The organism is Nocardioides marmorisolisilvae (genome assembly GCF_031656915.1).
GTDB lineage: Bacteria > Actinomycetota > Actinomycetes > Propionibacteriales > Nocardioidaceae > Marmoricola > Marmoricola terrisoli.
The window spans coordinates 2122914-2145653 of sequence record NZ_CP134227.1 but is presented as its reverse complement, the minus strand read 5'-3'; the positions used below and the strand labels follow the sequence as shown (position 1 = coordinate 2145653).

The 22740-nt window shown below is 70.6% G+C and carries 20 protein-coding genes; 16 read left to right on the top strand and 4 right to left on the bottom strand.

All coding sequences use genetic code 11. From position 1 onward, the window contains the following. Positions 1–16 precede the first annotated feature (16 nt). The 9 genes from rplQ to truA all read left to right on the top strand — a co-directional run bounded on the left by rplQ (position 17) and on the right by truA (position 8748). Positions 17–694: a 50S ribosomal protein L17, sunset domain variant gene (gene rplQ / locus Q9R13_RS10245; protein WP_310961048.1), complete on the top strand. Its 678-nt coding sequence runs from the start codon at positions 17–19 to the stop codon at positions 692–694. 262 nt (positions 695–956) lie between these two features. Continuing rightward, a complete protein-coding gene (locus Q9R13_RS10240; RefSeq protein ID WP_310961047.1) occupies positions 957–2327 on the top strand; it encodes a PucR family transcriptional regulator in 1371 nt (456 codons plus the stop codon). Next, on the top strand, positions 2324–3577 hold the full coding sequence (locus tag Q9R13_RS10235; protein ID WP_310961046.1) for an ABC transporter substrate-binding protein: 1254 nt from the start codon (positions 2324–2326) through the stop codon (positions 3575–3577). Before Q9R13_RS10240 ends, Q9R13_RS10235 begins: the two co-directional genes overlap by 4 nt. An 81-nt stretch (positions 3578–3658) precedes the next feature. Next, entirely contained in the window at positions 3659–4528 is an 870-nt protein-coding gene (locus Q9R13_RS10230; protein ID WP_310961044.1) for a branched-chain amino acid ABC transporter permease, read from the top strand. Between the two features lie 13 nt (positions 4529–4541). Beyond that, entirely contained in the window at positions 4542–5591 is a 1050-nt protein-coding gene (locus Q9R13_RS10225; RefSeq protein WP_310961043.1) for a branched-chain amino acid ABC transporter permease, read from the top strand. Then, complete coding sequence (locus Q9R13_RS10220) at positions 5584–6342, top strand: ABC transporter ATP-binding protein (protein ID WP_310961042.1); 759 nt, start codon at positions 5584–5586, stop codon at positions 6340–6342. The genes Q9R13_RS10225 and Q9R13_RS10220 overlap by 8 nt, the downstream gene beginning before the upstream one ends. Then, positions 6339–7049, top strand: a complete 711-nt coding sequence (locus Q9R13_RS10215) for an ABC transporter ATP-binding protein (RefSeq protein WP_310961041.1) — start codon at positions 6339–6341, stop codon at positions 7047–7049. Before Q9R13_RS10220 ends, Q9R13_RS10215 begins: the two co-directional genes overlap by 4 nt. Beyond that, a complete protein-coding gene (locus Q9R13_RS10210) occupies positions 7042–7800 on the top strand; it encodes a 3-hydroxybutyrate dehydrogenase (RefSeq protein ID WP_310965070.1) in 759 nt (252 codons plus the stop codon). Before Q9R13_RS10215 ends, Q9R13_RS10210 begins: the two co-directional genes overlap by 8 nt. Positions 7801–7887: 87 nt before the next feature. Next, positions 7888–8748 carry a tRNA pseudouridine(38-40) synthase TruA gene (gene truA / locus Q9R13_RS10205; RefSeq protein ID WP_310961040.1) on the top strand — a complete coding sequence of 287 codons (861 nt, stop codon included), beginning with the start codon at positions 7888–7890 and terminating at the stop codon, positions 8746–8748. On the opposite strand, the gene Q9R13_RS10200 is transcribed toward truA, so the two are convergent. After that, positions 8739–10415 carry an NAD(P)/FAD-dependent oxidoreductase gene (locus tag Q9R13_RS10200; protein ID WP_310961039.1) on the bottom strand — a complete coding sequence of 559 codons (1677 nt, stop codon included), beginning with the start codon at positions 10413–10415 and terminating at the stop codon, positions 8739–8741. The two genes, truA and Q9R13_RS10200, sit on opposite strands and share 10 nt — an antisense overlap. Further along, positions 10412–11725, bottom strand: coding sequence for a cytochrome P450 (locus Q9R13_RS10195; RefSeq protein ID WP_310961038.1), 1314 nt, complete (start codon positions 11723–11725; stop codon positions 10412–10414). Before Q9R13_RS10195 ends, Q9R13_RS10200 begins: the two co-directional genes overlap by 4 nt. A gap of 111 nt (positions 11726–11836) precedes the next feature. Between Q9R13_RS10195 and mgrA the strand changes: the two genes are divergently transcribed. The 5 genes from mgrA to Q9R13_RS10170 all read left to right on the top strand — a co-directional run bounded on the left by mgrA (position 11837) and on the right by Q9R13_RS10170 (position 18802). Next, the gene (mgrA, locus tag Q9R13_RS10190; protein WP_310961036.1) at positions 11837–12862 is read left to right on the top strand and encodes an L-glyceraldehyde 3-phosphate reductase; all 1026 of its coding nucleotides are present in this window, start codon (positions 11837–11839) and stop codon (positions 12860–12862) included. A gap of 3 nt (positions 12863–12865) precedes the next feature. Further along, positions 12866–13474: a class I SAM-dependent methyltransferase gene (locus Q9R13_RS10185; RefSeq protein WP_310961034.1), complete on the top strand. Its 609-nt coding sequence runs from the start codon at positions 12866–12868 to the stop codon at positions 13472–13474. Positions 13475–13516: 42 nt separating this feature from the next. Beyond that, positions 13517–16207 carry a pyruvate, phosphate dikinase gene (gene ppdK / locus Q9R13_RS10180; protein ID WP_310961033.1) on the top strand — a complete coding sequence of 897 codons (2691 nt, stop codon included), beginning with the start codon at positions 13517–13519 and terminating at the stop codon, positions 16205–16207. After that, on the top strand, positions 16204–17133 hold the full coding sequence (locus tag Q9R13_RS10175) for a DUF3500 domain-containing protein (protein WP_310961032.1): 930 nt from the start codon (positions 16204–16206) through the stop codon (positions 17131–17133). Before ppdK ends, Q9R13_RS10175 begins: the two co-directional genes overlap by 4 nt. A gap of 151 nt (positions 17134–17284) precedes the next feature. Next, positions 17285–18802 (top strand): HNH endonuclease signature motif containing protein, encoded by a 1518-nt coding sequence (locus tag Q9R13_RS10170; protein ID WP_310961031.1) that lies wholly within the window; start codon positions 17285–17287, stop codon positions 18800–18802. Here Q9R13_RS10170 and Q9R13_RS10165 read toward each other — a convergent pair. Continuing rightward, positions 18734–19375 carry a maleylpyruvate isomerase family mycothiol-dependent enzyme gene (locus Q9R13_RS10165; protein ID WP_310961030.1) on the bottom strand — a complete coding sequence of 214 codons (642 nt, stop codon included), beginning with the start codon at positions 19373–19375 and terminating at the stop codon, positions 18734–18736. The genes Q9R13_RS10170 and Q9R13_RS10165 overlap by 69 nt on opposite strands. A gap of 76 nt (positions 19376–19451) precedes the next feature. On the opposite strand from Q9R13_RS10165, the gene Q9R13_RS10160 reads away from it, so the two are divergent. Beyond that, complete coding sequence (locus Q9R13_RS10160; RefSeq protein ID WP_310961029.1) at positions 19452–21155, top strand: ABC-F family ATP-binding cassette domain-containing protein; 1704 nt, start codon at positions 19452–19454, stop codon at positions 21153–21155. Positions 21156–21181: 26 nt separating this feature from the next. After that, positions 21182–22054 (top strand): EamA family transporter, encoded by an 873-nt coding sequence (locus Q9R13_RS10155; RefSeq protein WP_310961028.1) that lies wholly within the window; start codon positions 21182–21184, stop codon positions 22052–22054. A 16-nt stretch (positions 22055–22070) separates the two neighbouring features. Here the strand turns inward: Q9R13_RS10155 and Q9R13_RS10150 are convergent, their stop codons facing one another. Then, positions 22071–22676 (bottom strand): HAD family hydrolase, encoded by a 606-nt coding sequence (locus tag Q9R13_RS10150; RefSeq protein ID WP_310961027.1) that lies wholly within the window; start codon positions 22674–22676, stop codon positions 22071–22073. Between the last annotated feature and the right edge of the window lie 64 nt (positions 22677–22740).

The following is a 22740-nucleotide window of genomic DNA, read 5'->3' as shown; positions in this document are numbered from 1 at the left end:
AGAAACGAGAGAAGCAATGCCCACTCCCAAGAAGGGCGCCCGCCTCGGCGGCAGCCCGGCGCACCAGCGGCTGATCCTCTCGAACCTCGCCACGGCGCTGTTCGAGCACGGCCGGATCACCACCACCGAGGCCAAGGCACGCGTGCTGCGTCCGGTGGCGGAGAAGCTGATCACCAGGGCCAAGAAGGCCGAGCTCGGCACCGTGCAGAGCCTGCACAACCGTCGCGAGGTCCTCAAGACGATCCGCGACAAGTCGGTCGTGCACACCCTGTTCACCGAGATCGCCCCGACCTTTGCGGAGCGTCCCGGCGGCTACACCCGGATCACCAAGATCGGTCCGCGCAAGGGCGACAACGCCCCGATGGCGGTCATCGAGCTGGTGACCGAGTCCTACACCCCGTCGGCGCCGAAGGCCAAGCCGGTCAAGGCTGGTCCGGTCGAGGCTGCTCCGGTCGAGGCTGCTCCGGTCGAGGAGACTCCTACCGAGGCAGCGTCCGAGGAGCTTCCCGCAGGGGCGCACGCGCCCCTGGAGGACGCCGAGGAGGCACCCGAGGGCTTCCCGATCAAGGGCAACAGGGACTCGATGAAGTACCACGAGCCCGACGGCCAGTGGTTCGCCCAGACGGTGGCCGAGGTGTGGTTCGACACCGCCGAGTCTGCCGAGGCCGCTGGGTTCACCAAGGCCGGCGAGTAAGACCGCTCTGATCCCTGCGAGGGGCCCGTCACCGATGGTGGCGGGCCCTTTCGCATGCCCTCCGACACCCCACCAGGCGGCAACGGCCCACCCAAGAGGCCGGTTTCCTTGTCCCGTCGAGACGTGACTTGTCTCCAATAGACGAAAACTGGCCACAAATTCGCCCTCTGTGGGCCTTGCTTCGTCCAAATGGGCCGTTCAGATAATGGTGAGCCGCATCACAGCGGCGTCCTTGCAGCCCACACCGCCAGAAGGGGTCCGGATGGATCCGTCGTCGCACCCGCCTGCCACGGGACCCGCTCCCGAGCCGGTCATCGAACGGATGCTGGCGACCTACGCCGCGATGCCCACGGCAGCGCAGAAGGCGCTGACGGTCATCGCCGGCACCCTGGAGTCGTCGAGCAACGAGATCGCCCGGGTGATGGTCGCGGGCTATGTCGAGGAGATCCCCGAGTACGCCGCGATCACCGACCAGGGACTGCTGGCCGACGTTCAGGCAGTCTCAGCGGCGCTGGTCCGATGCTGGCTGCGGATGCTGCGCACCGGTGACCCTGCTGACCCCGAGCTGATGCAGCAGATCCAGGAGGGAGCGCGGCGGCGCGCCGCTCAGGGGATGGACCTGAGCGCACTGCTGCGCGCCTACCGGCTCGGCGTCCGTTCGATGTGGACCCAGCTCACCCAGGCTCCCGACTGGCGTACGTCGGCGAGCCTGCGGAAGTCGAGTGCTCTGATCACCGGCTGGGTCCTGGACTACTCCGACCTGCTGTGCACCCAGGTCGAGTCGTGCTTCCTGGAGGAGGCCACTCGTACGGCGCAGCAGAAGGAGTACCGCCGATCCGCTCTGCTCAACGTGATCCTCGCGTCATCGAGCGCGGAGTCGGCGAACCGGCTCGTCGAGCTTGGTCGCCCACACCTGATCGTCGTGGTCGACACGGCCACCGATCGCACCATGACGCAGCTCGAGGAGCTCGGCCACGCGCTCGAGAAGTCCATCTCCGCACTGTTATGGACGGTCCGCCACTCGAGCCTGGTCGCCGCCGTTCCTGCGGGATCGAGCGACCAACGGGCCCTGGTGCGCGGCCAGCTCGAGGTGCTGGCGTCCCGGAGCGAGGAGCTGCGGATCGGGCTCGGCGGTGCGGCGTACCACGCGCACGACTCGCGCGAGAGCTACCTCGAGGCGACCGACGCTCTGCGGGTCGGTCCCCTGGTCGGGCCGCGCGGCGACGTCTACGACTACCTCGACCTGGCTCCCCTCGTCGAGATGCTCCGCCGCCCCGAACGCGCGCAGCGGTTCGTCACCGCCACCCTGGAGCCGTTCTCGCGGGTGGCTGCGCGCACCTGGGCGCTGCCCACGCTCGAGGCCTACCTGGAGCACCGCGGCAGCCAGCGCGACGTCGCGGCACACCTCGACATCCACGTCAACACCTTGAAGTACCGGCTCAACGAGCTGCGCAGCTGCGGGCAGGAGTACCTCGACAGCGGCGCAGCCGCGGAGAACGTGCTGCTGGCGCTGCGTCTGCGGCACGCACTCGGGACGACCGACGCCCCCCGCCGGCGAGCCGTTGCCGAACCCCCACGGGCCCAGGTCATTCCAGGTCGGCAGAAGCAATCCACGAAGGAGCGCACCACATGATGAAGAAACGACCAGTCCTCACGATCGCCTCCGCGGCCGTCCTGGCCACGACGCTGAGTGCCTGCGGAGCCGCGGGCGGCTCCACGAGTGGTGGCGGCGGCGGCACGGTCACGGTCGGCGAGTCGACCTCGCTGAGCGGATCGATCGCGAACCTCGGCCAGACCGGACTGCAGGGCCTGCAGATGGCGATCAGCGACATCAACGCCAAGGGTGGCCTGCTCGGGAAGAAGGTGAAGGTCGTCAGTGCCGATGACAACATCACCCCCGCCACGGGAGCCTCGAACGCCCGCTCGATGATCACCAAGGATCACGCCGTGGCACTCTTCGGCCCGGTCGCGAGCTCGATCGCGTCGGCCGAGGAGCAGGTGGCGGCGCAGTACAAGATCCCGATCTTCTTCCACACCTCCAACGACGTCAGCCTGATGACCAAGACGTTCACGCCGTACGCGTTCCAGAACGTGCCGAACACGATGATGGAACCGCGGGCCGTTGCCGACTATCTCGCCCAGAAGGTGGGCAGCAAGCAGATCACCATCGCCACCTTCGCGCCCGACTACAGCTTCGGCCACGACACGGTCGACGGGTTCCTGCAGGCGCTCAAGGACCTCCATGTGCACTTCAAGCTGGTGAAGCAGGAGTTCCCACCGCTCGGCGCGAGCAACATCAGCTCGTACCTGTCGGCGCTGGTCTCCGCGCACCCGCAGTACGTGTTCAACGCTCAGTACGGCGGGGACCTGGTCGCGTTCACCAAGCAGGCCTCGTCCTACGGGTTCTTCAAGGACACCAAGGTGATTGCGATGTACGCCTACGCGCCGCTGGCTGCGCTCGGCGACACTGCGCCCGTCGGAGCGATCGGCTTCGACCGCGCGCCCTTCTGGGCGATCGACACCCCTGCGATGAAGACGTTCGTCAAGGACTACCAGGCCAAGTACGGCAAGTACCCCACCGAGTGGGCGATCCTCGCCTACGCCTCCGCGCAGGAGTGGGCCTACGGGGTGACCAAGTCCGGCAGCTTCGACGCTGCCAAGGTCAGCAAGGCGCTGCCGGGCGCGACAGTGCCGAGCATCATCGGGCCCATGACGATCCGGGCGTGCGACCACCAGGCGGAGGTCCCGGAGTACGTAGGCACGATCAGCTCGAGCGGGGACTCGTCGTACGGCGGTATGCACCTGTATGACAAGCCGGTCTTCGTGGCGCCGTTCGACAAGATCGCGCTCACCTGCAGCGAGGCCACCGCCCAGCAGCCCTGATCGCGGGCAGATCGACAGGTCCGGGTGGCCGCCCGACGCGGCGGCCGCCCGGTCGACGCGGACTCGGTCGAGGAGGACTGAATGGACACGGTCGTCACGGACACCGTCGGTGTGCTGACCACTGCCTCGTCGCTGTTCATCGTGGCCACGGGGCTGACCCTGGTCTTCGGCGCACTGCGGCTGATCAACATCGCGCACGGCAGCTTCTACATGTACGGGGCCTTCCTGGCCACCACCCTGGTCGCGCACGTCCCCCACGTCGGCTTCTGGGTGGCTCTCGTGGTCAGCCCGCTGGTCGTGGCGGTCATGGGCGTGGTGGTCGAGGTCGCGGTTCTTCGTCGGCTCTATCGGCGCGAGCACCTGACCCAGCTGCTGGCCACCTTCGCGCTGCTGCTGATCTTCGCCGACCTCGCCCTGCGGCTGTGGGGGAAGGACGTCCGCGGGATCGACCCGCCCGCAGTGGTCAGCAGCAACTTCCGCGTGGCCGGTGCCGTGGTGCCGACGTACGACATGGTGATCGTGGGGGTCGCGGGGGTCGTCGGGCTCGGGTTGTGGGTCCTGCTGGCGCGGACCCGCCTGGGTTGGCGGATCCGGGCCGTGGTCGACGACCCCGAGGTGCTGTCCGCGTCGGGCACGAACGTCCCGCTGCTCCTCACGGGAGTGTTCGCCCTCGGCGCGCTGTTGGCCGGGCTCAGCGGTGTGGTGATCGCGCCTCAGCAGGCGGTGCAGCCGGGTATGGACGCGCAGATCATCGTCGCCGCGTTCATCGTCGCCGTCATCGGTGGCCTGGGCTCGATCGTGGGCGCCGCGGTGGGGTCATTGGTGATCGGGATCGTGCAGACGCTCGGCGCGGTGTGGGCCCCTTCGTGGGCCTCCACCTTCATGTACGCGCTGATGATCATCGTGCTCGCGGTCCGGCCGTGGGGACTGTTCGGGACCCCGGAGAGATAGGCCGGAGAGGGAGATGACAGTGAGCAATGACCTGCCCGGCGGCACCTCGACCGTGGACCGGGCCCCCGACCTGGCCAGCACTCGGCCGGCGATGCGCCGGCGACCGTGGCTGCAGGCCCTGCTGCCGGTGGTGCTCGTCGCGATCATGGCCGTGCTCGGGCTGGTTCTGCAGGCCAGCCCACTGCTGACCCTGCAGGAGGTGCTCGCGCTCGTGGTCCTCGCGACGGCGACCAACCTCCTGCTCGGCGGAGGAGGCGTGGTCAGCTTCGGTCAGGGCGTCTTCTACGGTGTCGGCGCCTACACGGTGGCTCTCGGGTGGCTGCACTGGCAGCTCTCGTTCTGGCTGACCTTCTTCCTCGCGCCTTTCGTCGGTGCGGCCCTCGCCGTTCCGATCGGGCTGGTCGCACTGCGTGCCCGCAGGTTGTACTTCGCGCTGTCGACCCTGGCATTCTCCGAGCTGGCCTACCAGCTGGCCGAGTCCCGGTACAGCTTCACCAAGGGCGCGAACGGCGTGTTCGGCCCGTTCGTGCCCGCCAGCCTGACCAACCCCGTGACCGGGTACTTCTTCCTGCTCGCGGTGACCGTGGTGAGTCTGCTGCTGCTCTGGAAGGTGAACCACTCGCCCTTCGGCCTGGTGCTGCGGGCGATCAGGGAGAACCGGGAGCGGATGCAGGCGCTCGGCGTCAACGTCTACCGCCATCAACTGGCTGCCTTCGTGATCTCCGGCTTCTTCTGCTCCCTGGCAGGAGCGATGTTCGTGGTGTACAGCCAATCGGCCTATCCGGAGCTGCTCGACTGGACGACGTCGGGAGCGCCGGTCTTCATGGCGGTGATCGGCGGGATGGGGGTCTTCCTCGGCCCGGCGGCGGGCGCGTTCATCTACCAGTTCGGGCACGACGAGCTGGTGCGTTACGTCGACGACTGGCAGCTGGTCCTCGGCGGGGTGCTGCTGCTGATCGTGATGTTCTGGCCGGACGGGCTTCTGGGCACCTACGCCCGGGTCCGCTGGGGGGCCATCCGACGCCGACGGAGCTCCGGAGGGGAGGAGGACAGCGATGGCTGAGCACGATGAGGTGCTGCTGCGCGCCCAGGGGCTGACCCGCGACTTCGGGGCGTTCCGTGCCGTCGACGATGTCGATCTGGTGGTTCACGCGGGCAGCATCCACTCGGTGATCGGCCCGAACGGTGCCGGCAAGACCACCTTGTTCCGACTGCTCACGGGGATCCTGCGTCCGACCTCGGGGTCACTGGAGCTCGACGGGCGGCAGATCGGGGGCCGGCCACCACACGTGATCGCGCGTCTGGGCCTGGCCCAGGCCTTCCAGACCACGAACATCTTTCCCCGGCTGAGCGTGCTGGAGTCGGTCCGCGCTGCGTTGGTCAGCCGGCACCGCCGTACCGCTGACGTGGCCAGCTGGTTCCATCTCCGGGTCGAGGACGAGGCTCGCGACGTACTGGAGACAGTGGGCCTGAGCGACTCAGCGGACGTGGAGTCGCAGACGCTGTCGCACGGCGACCAACGAGCGCTGGAGGTGGCGCTGGCCCTGGCGATGAGGCCGAGGCTGCTGCTGCTGGATGAGCCGACTGCCGGGATGTCGCCATTCGAGTCCGAACGGATGGTGCAGCTGGTGCAGGGCCTCGCGCGCGACAACGGGCTGACGGTCATCCTGTCCGAGCACGACATGGACACCGTCTTCGGGATCTCCGATCGGGTGACCGTGATGCACCAGGGCCAGGTCCTTGCTGACGGCCCGGCGCCCGAGGTCCGGGCCGACGACGACGTGATGGCCATCTATCTGGGGAGCCAGGCATGACGCTGGAAGTCGAGGACGTGCACGCCTACTACGGGCGCAGCCACGTCCTGCAGGGGATCACCCTGACGGTGGACGACGGTGAGACCGTGGCGCTGCTGGGACGCAACGGCGCGGGGAAGACCACGACGATGCGCAGCATCGTCGGACTCACGCCCCCGCGGCGAGGGTCGGTCACCCTGGACGGCGACCGGATCACCGGCCGACCGACGTACCGGATCGCGCGTCGCGGCGTCGCGTTCGTTCCCAGCGGTCGTCGGGCCTACGGCTCGTTGACCGTGCGGCAGAACCTCGCGCTCTCGGTCCGCAAGGGACGCGGAAGCGGTGCCTGGCCGATGGAACGGGTGCTGGGGATGTTCCCGAAGCTCGCCGAGATCGCCGATCGACGGGCGGGCTTCCTGTCCGGCGGCGAGCAGCAGATGCTCAAGCTCGCCCGCGCCCTGCTGTCGGGTCCCCGGATCCTGCTGCTGGACGAGCCGACCGAGGGCCTGTCGCCCGCGATCGTCGGGGACCTGGGGCGCTGGCTGGCGATCCTGAGGGAGGAGAAGGTGACGGTCCTCATCACCGAGCAGAACGCCTTGTTCGCGCTGCAGTACGCCGACCGCGGCTACATCATCGAGAAGGGGGCGGTGCGCCACCATGCACCAGCCGACGAGCTTCGCGACAGCGCGGAGATCCGGACCTACCTCGGCGTCGGTGCCGATGCCTGAGCGTCGCCGGGTCCTGGTCACCGGAGGTGCCTCGGGCATCGGCCTGGCCGTGGCCCGACGCCTGGCGGACGACGGCGACCGGGTGGTGGTGGCCGATGTCGACGGAGCTGCGCTCCACCGCCTCGAGCAGACGCTGCCCGGTTGTGTGACCGTCGTGGCCGACCTGGCCCGGGCCGAGGACGTGCACCGTCTCGCGGCCGAGGTCGGCGCCGTCGATGTGTTGGTCAACAATGCCGGACTGCAACGCGTCCACCCGATCGAGCGATTCCCCGAGGAGGAGTGGAACACCATGCTCGCGGTGATGCTCACTGCTCCGTTCCTGCTGACGAAGGCCGTGTTGCCCGGGATGTACGACCGCGGTTGGGGCCGGGTGGTCAACATCGCCTCGGTGCACGGTCTGGTCGCCTCGCCGTACAAGGCGTGCTACGTGGCTGCCAAGCATGCGATCGTCGGGCTGACCAAGGTGGTGGCGCTCGAGGCCGGGGCGCGGTGCGCGGACGTGACGGCCCACGCCATCTGTCCCAGCTACGTGCGCACTCCGCTGGTGGAGGCGCAGATCGCAGACCAGGCACGTGCCCACGGCCTGGCCGAGGACGATGTGCTCACCGACGTGCTCCTCGCCTCCAACAGCGTGAAGCGGCTGATCGAACCCGAGGAGGTCGCCGAAGCGGTGGCCTTCGTCTGTCGGCCGGGAGCGTGGTCCATGTCCGGCTCCGTGCTCACTCTTGATGCCGGCTGGCTCGCCCACTGAGTCGCCTGGGCCGATCAGGGGTGCATCTCGGCGTGTTCCGGCGTCCCGAACGAACCGCCCCACGGCGTGATGGGTAGGTTCACCTGCGTGCGGTTGCGGATCGACCTGGCGTACGACGGCGCCGGCTTCCACGGGTGGGCCACCCAGCCCGGTCTTCGCACCGTGCAGGAGACCGTGGAGCTTGCTCTCGCCACCGTGCTGCGCGTGCCGTCGGTCGCGATGACCTGTGCCGGTCGCACCGACGCTGGTGTCCACGCCCGCGGCCAGGTCGCCCATGTCGACGTACCCGAACTCCCTACTCAACAGGCACGAACACCCAACTCAACGGGCACGGGGTCCCAACTCAACGGGCTTGAACGGCGGTTGAATGGGGTCCTGCCCGCGGACGTGCGGGTGCGCCGGGTGGTGGCGGCGCCGGCGGGGTTCGATGCACGCTTCTCCGCCGTGTGGCGCCGCTACGCCTACCGGATCGCGGACCGGGCGGAGACCGTCGACCCGCTCACCCGCGGTCACGTGCTGGGGTGGCCGCGACCGCTCGACGATCTGGCGATGAACGACGCCGCCGTCGCGCTGCTCGGCGAGCACGACTTCGCCGCCTTCTGCAAGCGTCGCGAGGGCGCCACCACGATCCGCACCCTCCACGTGCTGTCCTGGACCCGGGACGAGGCCGGGCTGCTCGTCGGCACCGTCCGCGCGGATGCGTTCTGCCACCACATGGTGCGGTCGCTGGTCGGCGGCCTGGTGGCGGTCGGCGAGGGCAGGCGCGAACCCGGGTGGATCGGCGAGGTGCTGCGCGCGGGTGTCCGCGATCCGGCGGTCAACGTCGTTGCGGCGCACGGCCTGACTCTCGAGGAGGTCGGCTATCCGCCCGACGCGGAGCTCGCCGCCCGGGCGGAGGCGTCCCGCACCCTGCGGGTGCTGCCCTCGTCGTCGCCCGGTCAGGACTGACGCGTGCCGAGGTGCGCGTGCACCAGCGCGACCACCGAGGCGCCCTCTCCGGTCGCTGCGGCCACCCGCTTCATCGAGCCGGCCCGGATGTCACCGGCGGCGAAGACACCCGGCACCGAGGTCTCCAGGTCGGCAGGCGGGACGCCGCCCGACCACAGTGCCTTGGGCACGTCGCGGCCGGTGAGCACGAACCCGCGATCGTCGCGGCAGATCTCCTCGGGCAGCCACTCGCACTGCGGCTCGGCGCCGATGAGCAGGAACAGGCCGGAGGCGGTCAGTCGTTCGGCCTCGCCACTGGCGACGTCGCGGAGAACCAACCACTCGAGGCGCTGGTCGCCGCCGCCGTCGATGACCTCGCGACCGGTCAGCACGCTGATCCGGCTGTTGAAGGCGATCTCGCGGATGAGGTACGCCGACATGGTGGCGGCCAGGTCGGGGCGTCGCGCCACCAGCCGCACGGAGCGGGCGAACCGGGCCAGGTGGATCGCGGCCTGACCTGCCGAGTTGCCGCCGCCGACGACCACCACGTCGGCGCCCTCGAACTCGCGCGCGCTCCCGGCCGCAGCACCGTAGGACACGCCAGAGCCGACCAGCTCCTCGAGCGGAGCGACACCGAGGCGGCGGTAGGCGACGCCGGAGGCCACCACCACCGCGCGTGCGCGGATGGTGCCGCCCTCGGTCACCACCTCGTGTGGCTCGCCGTCGCCGCCGGGAGCGAGCGACTCGACCGGCCAGCCGGTGAAGAAGCGGGTGCCGAACCGGATCGCCTGGTTGCGGGCCCGCTGGGCCAGCCGCATCCCGGAGATGCCTCGCGGGAAGCCGAGGTAGTTGCGGATCATCGAGCTGGTCCCGGCCTGCCCGCCCACCGCCTCGGCCTCCACGGCCACGGTGTCGAGTCCCTCGGAGGCTCCGTAGACGGCCGCCGCCAGCCCCGCGGGACCCGCACCGACGATCGCCAGGTCGACCACTTCGTCGACCACGATGTCGGCGGGCCGGCCGTAGAAGGACGCGGCCACGTCGCGCACGCTGCGGGCGACGACGGTCTCCCGCCCGTAGGCGGCCACCACCGGGTAGGCCACGTTGCCCGAGAGGTCGGCCAGGATCGCGCGCGCGGCCTCGCTGTCGGGGTGCAGCAGCTCGTGCGGCATGCCCATCCGGTCGAGGAAGTCGCGGACGGCCACGGTCACCGGGTCGAGTGACGGGGCGACGACCTGGACGGACGCGACCTCGGGCCGGGGCACGGTCGAGCCCCAGTCGGAGAGCAGCTCGGTCACCGCTGTGTGGAACTCCTCGTCGCGCCTTCCCCGGGGCATCAGGAGGTAGGCGTCGTACTTCCCCTTGGCGAGACCGGGGCGCAGCCCGGCAGCGTCGGCGCCGAAGTGCTCCCAGTGCGCCGCGACCAGCCGGCGGGCGGTCGGGATCGCCTCGCGCCAGGCGGCGAAGGCCTCGTAGACCCCGCTGTCGGGCAGCCGAGACTCGGTGACCACCAGCGGAACGGGTACGCCGGCCGCCCGCAACCGACTCATCAACGCCGTCGTCTCCGCCGCGGAGCGGGTCGTGCGCAGGTCGTAGTCACGGGCGTAGCGGCCGAACTCGTCCACGAGGACCTCCGCGTGCGCCGGCGCACACACCACGATCACCGGCCGGCCGGCGGCCGGGTCGCTCATCCGGGCACGGCCTCGAGGTGCGTCCCGGTCGGCGCCCACAGGTGCACCGGCAGCGCATCGATCCCGTGCACGGCGGACAGCTCCCGGAAGGCCAGCTCCTCGACCGGCACAGCCAGGGCCAGGTCGGGAAAGCGGCGGGCCAGGCCCCGCAGCGCCACCCGCAGCTCCATCCGCGCGAGCTCGGCGCCGACGCAGCGGTGCAGGCCGTGCCCGAAGGCGAGATGGGCGGCCGTCGCGGTGGCCGGGTCGAACTCCTCAGGCGTGTCGAACCTGCGGGGGTCGCGGTTCGCGCCGGACAGCGACACCGCCACCAGATCGCCCCGGTTGACCCGGGCACCGAACAGGTCCATGCCGTCGCGGGCGAAGCGCGGGAACGCGACCTGCACGGGGCAGAGGAACCGGAGCAGCTCCTCGACCACCGCGTCGACCTCGGCAGCCTCCCCGCGGCGCAGCGCCTCGTAGGCGTCGGGGTTCTGGCTGAGCACGTAGGCCCCCATCGACAGCATGCTGGCGCTGGTCTCGTAGCCACCGAGGAAGACGCCGTCGGCAAGGCCACCGAGCTCGACGTCATCGAACTCCGAGCCGTGCTCGGTCAGCAGCGCGCCGATCAGTCCGTCACCCGGATCGCTGCGCTGCCGGCGCACGGCGTTGATGAGGAACTCACGCGACTCCGTGGCGGCGTTGAACACCCCGAACCCGCCCTCGCTGAGATCGAACCGGGCAGCGCCGAGCCGATGGAAGGCCTGTCGGTCCGCGACCGAGAGGCCGAGGAGGTCGCAGATCACCCGGAACGGGATCGCGAACCCGAAGTCCGCGACCAGGTCGGCGCGCGGGCCGGTCCGCGCCAGTGCGTCGAGCGTCTCGGCCACGATCGCGTCGATCCGTCCGTCGAGTCGGGCGAGGCGCCGGCGGGTGAACTCGGGCGTCAGCAGCCGGCGCAGCCGGGTGTGGTCCGGTGGGTCGGTCATGCCCAGTCCGCCGACCCCCTGCGCGTCGGTGCGCTCCCTGGTGCCGAGCAGGTGGCGCAGGTCGTTGCTGAACCGGGTCGAGTCGGCGAGCACGGCCTGCGCCGCGTCGTACCCGCTCACCAGCCAGATGTTCATCCCGAAGACCCGTCCGAGCCGGGTCACCGGCGCGCTGTCGCGAGCGCGGGAGAGCTCGGGCACCGGGTCGACGCCCACCCGGCGCAGCGGGTAGGTCGTGGACGCGGGGATCTTCCGCACCATGCTGATGTCCAGGCCACCGCGGCGGCCCATCGTCCAGCGCAGCACCTGGCGCCGCAACGGCGCGGCGATCCGGGAAACGGTCATGCGCACATCCCATCGCGGCTCGATCCCTCGCACCATAGGGGAACACCCCGGTCGGCGCTCGGGGTTTATGGGGACGCGGCGGGTCTCCACCGGTGCGGCAGGATGAGTCGCATGGGCTATCAAGCAGCGCACGACCGGTACGACGGCCGCGACTACCGCTTCTGCGGACGGAGCGGGCTCAAGCTGCCCCCGCTCTCCCTGGGGCTGTGGCAGAACTTCGGCGATGACCGTCCGGAGGACACACAGCGGGCGATCCTGCGCCGCGCGTTCGACCGCGGCGTGACGCACTTCGACCTGGCCAACAACTACGGGCCGCCCTACGGTCGCGCTGAGGAGAACTTCGGTCGCTACCTGCGCGAGGACTTCGGGACCCACCGCGACGAGCTGGTCATCTCCACCAAGGCCGGCTGGGACATGTGGCCCGGCCCCTACGGCCAGGGCGGCGGCTCGCGGAAGTACGTCCTCGCCTCGCTCGACCAGTCCCTGGCACGGATGGGGCTGGACTACGTCGACATCTTCTACAGCCACCGCTTCGACCCCGAGACGCCGGTCGAGGAGACGATGATGGCGCTGGACACCGCGGTGCGCTCCGGCCGGGCCCTGTACGCCGGCATCTCGTCGTACTCACCGGGTCGGACGGCCGAGGCGGCCAGGATCGCCCGCGAGCTGGGCACGCCGCTGCTGATCCACCAGCCGTCGTACTCCCTGCTGAACCGCTGGATCGAGGATGGGCTCCTCGACGAGCTGGAGCGGCAGGGGATGGGCTGCATCGTGTTCACCGCGCTAGCCCAGGGACTGCTCACCGACCGCTACCTCCACGGTGTCCCGGCCGACTCGCGAGCGGCACGTGCGGACAGCACGATCTCCGGGCTGGACGAGAGCGTGCTGCGTCGGATCCGGGCGCTCGACGAGATCGCACAGGGACGTGGCCAGAAGCTGGCGCAGCTCGCGCTCCAGTGGGCGCTGCGCGATCGCCGGGTGACCAGCGCGGTGATCGGGGCGTCATCGGTCGAGCAGCTGGACACCAACCTCGACGCCCTCGACGCGGCGCCGCTGACCGAGGAGGAGCTGGCCGCCATCGACGGGCACGCGGTGGAGTCGGGCGTGAACCTCTGGGCCCGCCAGACCGAGGACTGAGCCATGGACGACGAGCAGGACCACTACTTCAGCGCCGACCCGGCCAGCCCCTTCCAGCGGGTGCCGATGCGCGCCGACGTCTGGGGGCACTGGCTGGAGCTGACCACCGGGTCGGGAGTCTTCGCGCGCGGCCGGCTCGACATCGGCACCGGTGTGCTGCTGCGCGAGGTGGGCCCGCCGGTCACCGCCGGCTCGGTGCTCGACCTCGGGTGCGGCTACGGCGTGATCGGGCTGGCTGTCGCCGTGGCCTGCCCGGACGCCGTGGTGACGGCGGTGGACGTCAACGAGCGGGCGCTGCTGCTGGCCAACGAGAACGCCGCGGCGCTCGGCGTCGCCGACCGGTTCCAGGCAGTGCTCCCGGACGCGGTCGACGCGGACACGTCGTACGACGAGATCTGGTCCAACCCACCGATCCGGGTCGGCAAGTCCGCCCTGCACGAGCTGCTGCTGCATTGGCTCCCGCACCTGGTGCCCGGAGGCTCGGCGACGATGGTCGTTGGCAAGAACCTCGGCGCGGACTCGCTGACCCGGTGGCTCACCGAGCAGGGCTACCCGACCGACCGGATCGCCAGCGCCAAGGGGTTCCGAGTGCTGCAGGCCCGCCGCCCCTGACCCGTCGCCCATGAAGATCTGCCGATCGGGCATAGTCAGGTCATGGGAACCAAGTTCGTCTACGACTTCGCCGAGGGCGACAAGGACCACAAGGAGCTGCTCGGCGGCAAGGGCGCGAACCTCGCCGAGATGACCAACATCGGGCTGCCGGTGCCTCCCGGGTTCATCATCAGCACCGATGCCTGTCGCGCGTTCCTCGTCGACGGCACCCTCCCTGACGGCCTGCGCGCCGAGGTCGACGAGCACCTGGCCAGGCTCGAGCAGACCATGGGCAAGCGGCTCGGGCAGTCCGACGACCCGCTCCTGGTCGCCGTGCGCTCGGGTGCGGCGGTGTCGATGCCGGGGATGATGGAGACCGTCCTCAACGTCGGTCTCAACGACGAGTCCGTGGTCGGGCTGGCCCGTACAGCCGACGACGAGAGGTTCGCCTGGGACTCCTACCGCCGGCTGGTGCAGATGTTCGGCGTCACGGTGCTGGGCATCGAGGGTGACGTGTTCTCCGGGGCGTTCGACGCGCTGAAGCAGGAGCGCGGCGTCACCGAGGACCCCGAGCTGTCCGCGGACGACCTGCGTGCGCTGGTCGCGACGTACAAGGCACTCGTCGAGCAGCACGCCGGCAGGCCTTTCCCGCAGGAGCCCCGCGAGCAGCTCGACCTCGCCGTCGACGCCGTCTTCCAGTCCTGGAACACCGACCGGGCCCGGCTCTACCGTCGCCAGGAGCGGATCTCCGACGATCTGGGCACTGCCGTGAACGTCGTCGCGATGGTCTTCGGCAACCGTGGTGCCGGCTCGGGCACCGGCGTGGCCTTCACCCGGGACCCCGCGAGTGGCAACCAAGGCGTCTACGGCGACTACCTCGAGAACGCGCAGGGTGAGGACGTGGTCGCCGGCATCCGCAACACCCTGACGATCGCCGACCTCGAGCGCATCGACAAGACGTCGTACGACGAGCTGCTCCGGATCATGGCGATCCTCGAGAAGCACTACCGCGACATGTGCGACATCGAGTTCACCATCGAGCGCGGCAAGCTCTGGATGCTGCAGACCCGGGTCGGCAAACGGACACCGGAGGCGGCGTTCCGGATCGCCCGGCACATGATCAGCGAGGGGCTGATCGATGAGGACGAGGGTCTGCGCCGGGTGACCGGCGCCCAGCTCGCCCAGCTGATGTTCCCCCGCTTCGACGAGGCCGCCGAGCGCACGCTGCTCGCCACCGGCATGGGGGCGTCTCCCGGCGCCGCGGTCGGCAAGGTGGTCTTCGACTCGGCGACCGCGGTCGAGTGGGCCGCGCGGGGCGAGGACGTCATCTTGGTGCGTAAGGAGACCAACCCCGACGACCTGCAGGGGATGGTGGTCGCACGCGGCATCCTCACCAGCCGGGGTGGCAAGACGTCCCACGCAGCCGTGGTGGCACGCGGGATGGGCCGCACCTGCGTGTGCGGCGCCGAGGCGCTCGACGTCGACGTGTCCGCCCGGTCGGTCCAGGTCCGTGACGGCGGGGTCGTCAACGAGGGCGACGTGATCTCCATCGACGGCACCACCGGCGAGGTCTTCGCGGGCGAGGTGCCGGTGAGCGACTCGTTGATCGTGCAGCATTTCGAGGGCGAGGTGCCGGCCGCTTCGAACGACCTGGTCTCCGCCGTCGCCCGAGTGATGGAGCGCGCCGACTCCGGACGCCGATTGCGGGTGCGGGCGAACGCGGACACCCCGGAGGACGCGGCCCGGGCCCGGAGGTTCGGTGCCGAGGGGATCGGACTGTGTCGCACCGAGCACATGTTCCTCGGTGAGCGACGCCAGCTCGTCGAGGACCTCATCGTCGCCGACAACGAGACCGAGCAGCAGGCGGCACTGGATGCCCTGCTGCCGCTGCAGCGACAGGACTTCACCGAGATCTTCGAGGCGATGGACGGCCTGCCGGTGACGATCAGGCTGATCGACCCGCCCCTGCACGAGTTCCTCCCCGACCTCACCGAGCTGTCGGTCGCGGTCGCGCTGCAGGAGCAACGTCAGCAGCAGGGGGGTGACCCCGTCGACGACCGCGACCGGGTGCTGCTCGAGCACGTCCGCCGGCTGCACGAGCAGAACCCGATGCTCGGGCTCCGCGGCGTCCGCCTGGGCATCCTGATCCCGGGGCTCTTCGTGATGCAGGCACGGGCGATCCTCGAGGCCGCGGCGGACCGCAAGGCCGTGGGTGGTGACCCACGGCCGGAGATCATGATCCCGCTGGTGGCTAGCGTGCGCGAGTTCGACGTCATCCGCCTCAAGATCGCCCAGGTCGCCGCCGAGGTGGCGGAGGAGCGCGGAGCGGTCGACCACCTCGTCGGCACCATGATCGAGCTGCCCAGGGCGGCGATCCTCGCCGACCACATCGCCGAGTCGGCCGACTTCTTCTCCTTCGGCACCAACGACCTCACCCAGATGACCTGGGGCTTCTCTCGTGACGACGTGGAGTCGTCGTTCTTCTCCACCTACCTCGACAACGGCATCTTCGACATCTCGCCGTTCGAGTCCCTGGACACCCAGGGCGTCGGCGAGCTGGTGCGGATCGGGACCGAGAAGGGACGGTCCGCACGTCCCGGCCTGCACGTCGGGGTGTGCGGCGAGCACGGCGGCGACCCGCGATCGATCCACTTCTTCCACGGCGTCGGACTGGACTACGTCTCCTGCTCGCCGTTCCGGGTGCCGGTGGCGCGCCTGGAGGCGGGACGAGCGGTGGTCTCCGAGCAGCGATGACCGCGGCGACCTCGGAGCGGACGCGGGCGGCTGCCGCGAGGTGGCTGGGCCTGCTCGACGACGACCAGCGGGCGAGCGCGACGTACTCGTTCGACGACGTCGAGCGGATGCGCTGGCAGTACACCCCCGGGCCTCGTGGCGGGCTGATCCTCGGCGGAATGACCGACCCGCAGCGCGCCGCGGCGCTCGACCTGGTGGCGACCGGGCTGAGCGACTCGGGGTGGGCCCGGGCCCGGGCGGTGATGGACCTCGAGACCGTCCTGCGTGCGGTCGAGCAGCAGGCCGGCCGACCTGGCTGGGAGCGGCGCGACCCGGGCCACTACTGGCTCTCGGTGTTCGCCGATCCGGCCGACGAGGTCTGGGGCTGGCGGCTGGGCGGCCACCACGTCTGCGTGCACGTGAGCGTCGTGGGGGACTCGGTGGCCGCGCTGCCGTTGTTCCTCGGCGCCAACCCGGCGACCGCCCCGGATGGCACTCGGCCGCTGGCCGCCGAGGAGGACGCCGGCCGGGCACTGCTGGAGAGCCTGGACGCCGACCAGCGGGCGGTGGCGGTCGTCGCGGACCACGCTCCCGCCGACATCATCACCGGCAACGCCGTACGGGCCGAGGTGACCGCGGTGCCGCGCGGCATCGGGTACGCCGACCTCGACCCCTCCCAGCGCGACCTGCTGTCGAGGTTGGTCGGGGTCTACACGGGGCGGCCGGCGCAGACCGTCACGTCCACACTTGATCGGTCGACCTTCGCCTGGCTGGGCTCGGTCGAGCCGGGGGAGGGGCACTACTACGCCGTCCGCGCCGACAGCCTGCTGATCGAGTTGGACAACACCCAGACCGGAGCCAACCACGTGCACACGGTGGTCCGTGACCTGCGCCGTGACTGGGGAGCCGACCTGCTCGCGCAGCACTATCGGGACCAGCACCGCTGAGGGGAGTCGAGCCGGCTCCAGGGCTGTGCGCATGTGCGATCTGACATCCGGATGACCCCGATGGCTCTGGGACGCCTGCCTTGAGGCCGCCCTGCAATCCGACCCCTATATCTCTCTTGAAATCGAACAGATGTTCGAGTATCATGAGTTCATGACACTGGCTCCGCATCGTGACGACCCGGCGTGGCCCGGTGAGTCGGCGCTGCCGATGGAGGACTGCTCGCCGGTAGGGCTGGCACACCGGATCCGCGACGCTCGCGCCCGGGTCGCGGCAGCGGAGACCGAAGTGGTGGTGCTGGCGTTGGCGTGGGCCGATGCGCATCCTGAGCTGGGCGATGACGGTCAGCCGGTCTCGCCGACCCGGGTCGATGACGACGCGTTGGCCGCCCATTTCGTCGGGATCGACCCTGAGCAGTCGCTGGACTCTCCCGCGTGGGCCGGCCTGCCACCGGTGGCCTGGGACGCGCCGGCCGGGCTGGCTGCAGCATGCGGGTTGTCCACGGCCGCTGGGCGGGGGTTGCTTCGGGACGTGCTGGTGCTGGCCCACCGACTGCCGGCGATCTGGGCCCGCACCCGGGCCGGGCAGGTGCCGGCCTGGCGGGCCCGGATGATCGCGACCGAGGTCGCCGGCGCGCCCGACGACGTGGTCGCCGCCATCGATGCCGCCCTCGCCCCGGTCGCCGACCGAGCCGGGCAGATCACCGTACGGCGCCTGGTCGGCGAGGTGATGCTGAGGCTGTATCCAGAGCAGGTGGAGGCAGCCAGCCTCGAGGCCTTGGACCGTCGATACGTGCGCTTTGACAAGGAGGCGGTCGGCCACACCGGAGTGAGCGGGATGGACATCCGCGCGGACTACGCCGACCTCGACGACCTCGACACCACCCTGACCGCGCTGGCCGAAGTGCTCGACCGGGTGCACCCCGACGCCGCCCACGACACCCTGGCGGTCCGCCGAGCCCGCGCCCTGGGCGTGCTCGCCGACCCTGCCCTGGCCCACCAGCTACTGACCGACGTTGAGACCAGCGCACCGGCTCGCATCCCGGGCCGGTCGCGCACCGTGCTGGAGCTACGGATCAGTGACCTGGCCCTGCTCGGCCTGGACCCCGTCGGCCACTGTCGGCCCGAGACCACCAACGGGTTCGTCACTCTGGCCGAGCGCATCGCCGCCTGGTGCGGCCGCCCAGCCACCGATCTGACCGTGCTCCCGGTCCTGGATCCCGACGCCCACCGGGCCAGCGACGCCTATCAGGTGGTCGGTCGGCTCCGCGAGATCGTCGACCGCCGCGACCGGCACTGCCTGTTCCCCTACTGCACCCATCCCGCGACCGCCTGCGACCACGACCACGTCCACCCCTACGCCACCGGCGGATCCACCTGCACCTGCAATCTCATCCCGCTATGCCGACACCACCACCGCCTCAAGACCCACGCCGGCTACCACGCGGCCGTCGTCGAACCAGGCGTCGTCACCTGGACGACGCCCCACGGTCACCGGTTCGTCGTCAATCGCACCGGCACCCTCCCTTCGGACCGTCCACCACCCCTGGGGGCACGCACCAGCTGCTTCCAGGAATCGGGCCGCGCCGGTGGTCGGACAGGCTCACGACCGTTCGCTGCTCCCGGCCACACGCTCTGCCAACAGGCCGAGCCCCGGTCCACTCAGGTCTGAGAGCGCCTCCGAGCGGCCGGCGACCGCGACGAGCAGGGCCTCCCCGGGGCCGGCGACCTCCGGACCGCTGCCGCTGCTCCAGTCGAGGTCGGTGGCCACCAGCCGGAGGCCGCGGACGTTGCCCGGTGCCGGCAGCGCACGCGCACGGGGCGCGAACTCGAGCGCCGCGACCAGCCGACCAGCCGGCACGCTGCGAGGGTGACCGAGGGCCCGTCGGATGTCCTGGTGGTGGATCAGGGTGTCGGTGAGCGCGATCCGGCCCCCGAACATGGCGGTGATGCCCCGGGGTACGGCGTGCTGGCGCAGGCGTGCGACCAGATCGTCGGTGCTCCGTCGGCGGGTCTGCTCGACGAGGCGCTGGTTGCTGCGCTCCAGCGACAGCCTGGACCGGGCGAGGAGCGCGAGCAGGCCAGGCCAGCCGAGCTCGTCGTAGCTCGGCACGTGGCCGGCCACGTCGCGCACCGACCAGCGCGGGCACAGGGAGGGCTGCGACCAATCCTCGTCGGTGAGGGTCGCGAGGTAGTCGGCAAGGTCCCGGCGCTCTTCCGTGGCCAGTGCCATCACGTCCGCCATCGGCCCAGCGTAGGACGAGACGCCCGAATCAGATATCCGTTCGCGCTCGGCGTGCGCGACCGAGAGAATCCATCCCATGGGTCACGTCGACGTCGCCGGAGTGCGCTACCAGCTCCCCGACGGCCGGGTGCTGCTCGACGATGTGTCCTTCCGGGTCGGCGAGGGCGCGAAGGTGGCCCTGGTCGGCGCCAACGGTGCCGGCAAGACCACGCTGCTGCGGATCGTCACCGGCGAGCTGACGCCGCATGCCGGCGCGGTCACGCGGTCCGGTGGCCTCGGCGTGATGCGTCAGCACGTCGGTGAGGGCGCGACCACGGTCGCCGAGCTGCTGCTGTCCGTGGCACCACCCCGGGTCCGGGCGGCGGCCGCGGAGGTGGAGCGGCTCGAGCTCAGGCTGATGGACACCGACGACGAGGCCACCCAGCTGAAGTACGCCTCCGCACTCGCCGAGTACGCCGACGCAGGTGGCTACGACCTCGAGGTGGCCTGGGACAGCTGCTGCACGACCGCGCTCGGCCTCTCCTTCGACCGCGCCAAGTACCGTTCCCTGGGCACTCTCTCCGGCGGCGAGCAGAAGCGCCTGGTGCTGGAATACCTGCTCGCCGGCCCCGACCAGGTACTGCTGCTCGACGAGCCGGACAACTACCTCGACGTCCCGGGCAAGATGTGGCTCGAGGAGCGGATCCGTGAGTCCAGCAAGACGATCCTGTTCATCAGCCACGACCGCGAGCTGTTGAGCAACACCGCCACCCGGATCGTGACGGTCGAGCTCTCGAGCGGTGGCTCGGGTGCCGGCAACTCCACCTGGACCCACCCGGCCGGGTTCGGCTCCTACCACCAGGCCAGGCGGGAGCGGTTCGCCCGCTTCGAGGAGCTGACCAAGCGCTGGGACGAGGAGCACGCGAAGCTGCGCGCACAGATGCTGATGTACAAGCAGAAGTCGGCGTACAACTCCGACATGGCCTCGCGCTACCGCGCTGCACAGACCAGGCTGCACAAGTTCGAGGAGGCCGGCCCACCCATCGAGCAGCCCCGCGAGCAGCAGGTCACGATGCGGCTGCGCGGTGGGCGCACGGGCAAGAGGGCAGTGGTCTGCGAGGATCTCGAGCTCGACGGTCTGATGAGGCCCTTCGACCTCGAGGTCTGGTACGGCGAACGGGTGGCCGTGCTCGGCTCCAACGGCTCGGGCAAGTCCCACTTCCTGCGGCTGCTGGCCGCGGGAGGGACCCGTCCGGAGGCCGAGCACCTGCCCGTCGAGGACATCGAGATCGCTCCCGTGGCGCACGCCGGGACGGCGAAGCTGGGGGCCCGGGTGCGCCCCGGCTGGTTCGTCCAGACGCACGCGCACCCCGAGCTGGTGGGCCGCACCCTGCTGGAGATCCTGCATCGCGGTGACGCCGGCGTCGACGGGAGGGGCCGCACGGGGATGGGGCGCGAGCAGGCGAGCCGGGTGCTGGACCGCTACGAGCTCGCGCACGCCGCCGAGCAGACCTTCGACTCGCTGTCCGGCGGTCAGCAGGCGCGGTTCCAGATCCTGCTGCTCGAGCTCTCAGGGGCGACCCTGCTGCTGCTCGACGAGCCGACCGACAACCTCGACGTGGAGTCGGCCGAGGCACTCGAGGCCGGACTGGCGACGTACGACGGCACCGTGCTCGCGGTGACCCACGACCGTTGGTTCGCAGCGTCCTTCGACCGCTTCGTGGTCTTCGGGGCCGACGGGGCGGTCTACGAGTCACCCGAGCCGGTCTGGGATGAGACGAGGGTCGAGCGGGCGCGGTGAGCCGCCTGCCCGACTACCCTCGCCGGGTGTCTGCCGACCGGGTTCCCGCGCCTGTGCTGGTGTTCGGCGGGATCGTCTCGGTGCAGTTCGGCGGCGCCCTGGCCGCCACCCTGGTCCCGCAGATCGGAGCAGGCGGGTCGGTCCTGCTCCGGGTCGGCTTCGCGGCGCTGATCCTGCTGGCGGTCAGCCGGCCGACCCTCCGCGGGCACACCCGTGCCGACTGGGCGACGGTGGTCGCCTTCGGGTTCGCGCTGGGGCTGATGAACTGGAGCTTCTACGGCTCGCTCGCCCACCTGCCGCTCGGCGTGGCGGTCACGGTCGAGTTCCTCGGCCCGCTGGTGCTGACCACGGCGCTGTCGCGCCGGCCGCTGGACTTCGTCGCGGTGGCCGCTGCCGCCGGGGGCGTGCTGCTGATCTCGCGGGCGCTGAGCATCCCCCTGGGCGACCTCAGTTGGGTCGGCCTGCTGCTGGCGTTGACGGCCGGCGCCTGCTGGGCGGCGTACATCCTGCTCAGTGCCCGCACCGGCGCGGCCTTCGCCGAGCTTGACGGCCTCTCCCTCGCGTTGTGCGTGGCTGCCGTCGTGGTGCTGCCGGCCGGCCTGGCCGGCCACGACGTGTGGACCGCGGACCACGTGGCCAAGGGCCTGGGGCTCGCCGTGCTGTCCTCCCTGCTGCCGTACTCCCTGGAGCTGCTGGCGCTGCGCCGGCTCAAGGCTGCGGTGTTCGGCATCCTGCTCAGCGTCGAGCCGGCGGTCGCGGCGCTCGCCGGGCTGCTGGTGCTCGGGCAGACGCTGACCGGGACCCAGGTGGCCGGATTGGCCTTGGTGGTGCTCGCCAGTGTGATCGTGATGGGGGTGGGCAAGGGCCCCGAGGAGCCCGGCCGGATCGAGGCGACGTGATCCGGCTCGACCCCCGTCAGTCGGGCAGCAGCCCTGCAGCCACCAGGTCGCGACGGAGCTGCTCCGGCGATGCGAACACCACGGCCGTCATCCCCAGCGCCCGCGCCGTCGTCACGTGTCGCGGGCTGTCGTCGGTGTAGAAGAGTTGATCAAGGGGGACACCGGAGCGCCGCGACAGCAGCTCGAAGATCGCTGGATCCGGCTTCGCGACCCGTTCCTGCCCGGACACCACGATGTCTGCGAAGAGATCGAGCCAGGCGAACCGTTCTCGGGCGTGGTGGAACGTCTCCGCCGACCAGTTCGTCAGGGCGAAGACGGGGACGCCGCGCCTGTGCAGCTCTCGGACCAGGTCGACCGCACCGTCGATGGGCCCGACCAGCGAGGCGACGAAGTTGCGACGGTAGGCCAGCAGGTGCTCGGCCCACTCCGGGTGTGCGGCGATCGCCTGCCGCTCGCTCTCCTCGAACGGCATGCCCTGGTCCTGGAGGTGGTTCCAGGCACGGAAGTCGTACGACGCCAGGAATCGCCGCGCCTCGTCCATCCCGACGGCTCGGGCGATCGCGTGCTCGGGCTGCCAGTCGATCAGCACGTTGCCGAGGTCGAAGGCCGCTGCGGTGATCACCCGGCGGACCCTACCCGCGGTCTGGAACCGGTGGAGACGACCCGGACCGGCCGCACGACGCTTG